Below are 2,367 nucleotides of genomic sequence, written 5' to 3' on the forward strand. Positions count from 1 at the left end.
CATAGAAGAACCTTATAAACATTATTTTACAGAAAAAGTTTCATACTCTCAAAGTAAACGGTAGATAGTCCGTAAGCGCTTAATTTTTGCATCTGCACACATTGGGGTCTGACCCTTGCAAATTCTGCTCGAACGGTACGCCTATTCTGAAATCGTCGGTACATTCATTCTGATTTAGCGGTACGCGTTTTCTGCTCAAAGCGGTAAGCTGGCCACATTGGGGTCTGACCCCCTTACGATTTTCTTAAAGAAAAAGGATCAGAAATAAAAGAATCCTGAAGTGCCAGCTTCAGGATTCTCAAGTCCGTTAAGGTGGACTATTCCGTTTGGGCTAGTGCTGTCTGTCATTTCTGTCTAACCACTTGCAAATATAGTAGCCAACTACAGATGCCAATACAGAAATAAGAAAAGCAATTATGTATTCCAAATAAGTCACCTCCCTCCGCTGGAAAGAGTCGACAGCAAATCCATGATAGCATAAAAATATATTTTGAGCAATTCATATTTTCAAGTTGATTTTAAAAGAAAAACATGTTAGTATATGAATAGCTAAGAAAAGCAATTATATTTTCAAGTAAGCCAGAAAAATCTAGAGTGCCAGCTCTAGATTTTTTGCTATACGATTTCTTTAAAATCATATTAGTAAAGGTCAAACCACTCGCCTTTCACTAAAGTTATTTTTAGTGCATACTTGAAAAAAACAATGTTTGATAACCTGCAAGAACAAAAAATATATATTTTTACTGACAACTACCTTGACAATCAGCATTCTAAAGGTTCGACTTATTTTACTTGACTTTGCAGACTATCTGATTTATTATACTCGTAAAGAAGTAACTTACGAGTTACTAACTCACGAGTATAATTATTGGAGGTGAGCAGATGAGTCAATTCTATTGCCGTGAGGATGAGCTGCGGAAACTGAATAAACGGTATGCAGGTGATAAGTTTGAGTGCATTGTCATCTACGGCAGACGGCGTGTTGGTAAAACGGCACTGATCAACGAGTTCTGCAAAGATAAGCCTACCATTTTCTTTTCTGCATTGAACACGACAGGAAAGGAAAATCTGGAAGCTCTCTCAAAGTCGATTATGAGTTTTGAGCGGCCGGATATAGAGTCTGCACCGGAGTTCAGGTCCTATGATGCAGCTTTGGATGAGCTGACAGCACTTTCAAAGGAAAAGAGGATTGTCTTTGTCATTGATGAGTATCCTTATCTTGCAAAAGCAAAACCAGCTATTTCAGCGATGCTGCAGCACATCATCGACCACAAATGGACAGAGTCCAAGATGTACCTGATTCTTTGCGGCTCCTCTATGAGCTTCATGGAGAGTCAGGTGCTTGGAAAGGAAAGTCCGTTGTATGGCAGACGTACTGGCCAGTTTAAGATTGAGCCGCTAGACTATAAAGAAACCGCTGTGTTCCACCCAAATCTGTCTGCAGAAGACAATTCCCTGATTTATGGGATCACGGGAGGAGTTCCCCACTATATCAATAAGTTGGATGTGCGAGATAGTGTGGATGAAGCTCTGTTGGATAATTTCTTTGACCGCTCCAGCTATCTGTATGAGGAACCGGGGAACTTACTGAAGCAGGAACTCCGGGAGCCGGCCATTTATAATGCAATCATTAAAGCGATTGCAGAAGGCGCTTCCCGAATGAACGATATCAAGATGAAGGTCGGCGAGGAAAACTCGGTCGTATCGAAGTACCTGAAAACGCTGATCGACCTTGGCATTGCGAAGAAAGAAACACCGATTACAGAAGAACCGGGTAAGAAAACCATCTATCTGCTGGCTGATAACTTCTTCCGTTTCTGGTATCGGTTTGTGCCAATCAATATGAGTGCCATTGACTCTGGCAGAATTGCAAAGACCTATCCACACGCTGTAAAGCAGTATCTTCCTGATTACATGGGTCTAATTTATGAGAAGATGTGTCAGGATTACCTGCTCTATTATTCGGATAGCCTTCCTATTGAGCTGAGTGAAATCGGCCAGTGGTGGGGGACAGACCCGAAGAAGAAAAAGCAGATACAGATTGATATCGTCGGAACTCCTGTTGAGGGCAAAGACTATATCATCGGTTCATGCAAATACCGGAATGAGAAAATCGGTGTGGATGAACTCGATTTGATTCGGGATTATGCCTCAGTTTTTGGAAAGGGCAACAACTATCACTACTATATCTTCTCGAAAGGCGGATTCACAGATGGACTTCTTCAGGCACAAGAGAGAGGTGAAGTTCGGCTGATAACGCTGGAAGACCTTTACAAGTAAAAATTCTAATCAACCCTGCTGGTGAAAGCTGGCAGGGTATTTTTAGTTTGCGCGCCATGGGCGCGCTCTAACGGGTGAAAGTCCCGA

At 41.9% G+C, this 2,367-nt stretch carries 1 protein-coding gene; it reads left to right on the plus strand.

Annotated elements, in window-relative coordinates:
* Positions 1–882: 882 nt before the first annotated feature.
* Positions 883–2,280 carry an ATP-binding protein gene (locus DWX00_RS19360; protein WP_118596026.1) on the plus strand — a complete coding sequence of 466 codons (1,398 nt, stop codon included), beginning with the start codon at positions 883–885 and terminating at the stop codon, positions 2,278–2,280.
* Positions 2,281–2,367 lie beyond the last annotated feature (87 nt).

Origin of the sequence: Blautia sp. AF17-9LB (genome assembly GCF_003479185.1) — a bacterium.
Taxonomy (GTDB): domain Bacteria; phylum Bacillota; class Clostridia; order Lachnospirales; family Lachnospiraceae; genus Fusicatenibacter; species Fusicatenibacter saccharivorans.

What these genes read in the sequence shown, in the direction of transcription:
- DWX00_RS19360 (WP_118596026.1), top strand. Translation starts at nt 883, where the DNA reads ATGAGTCAATTCTATTGCCGTGAGGATGAGCTGCGGAAACTGAATAAA.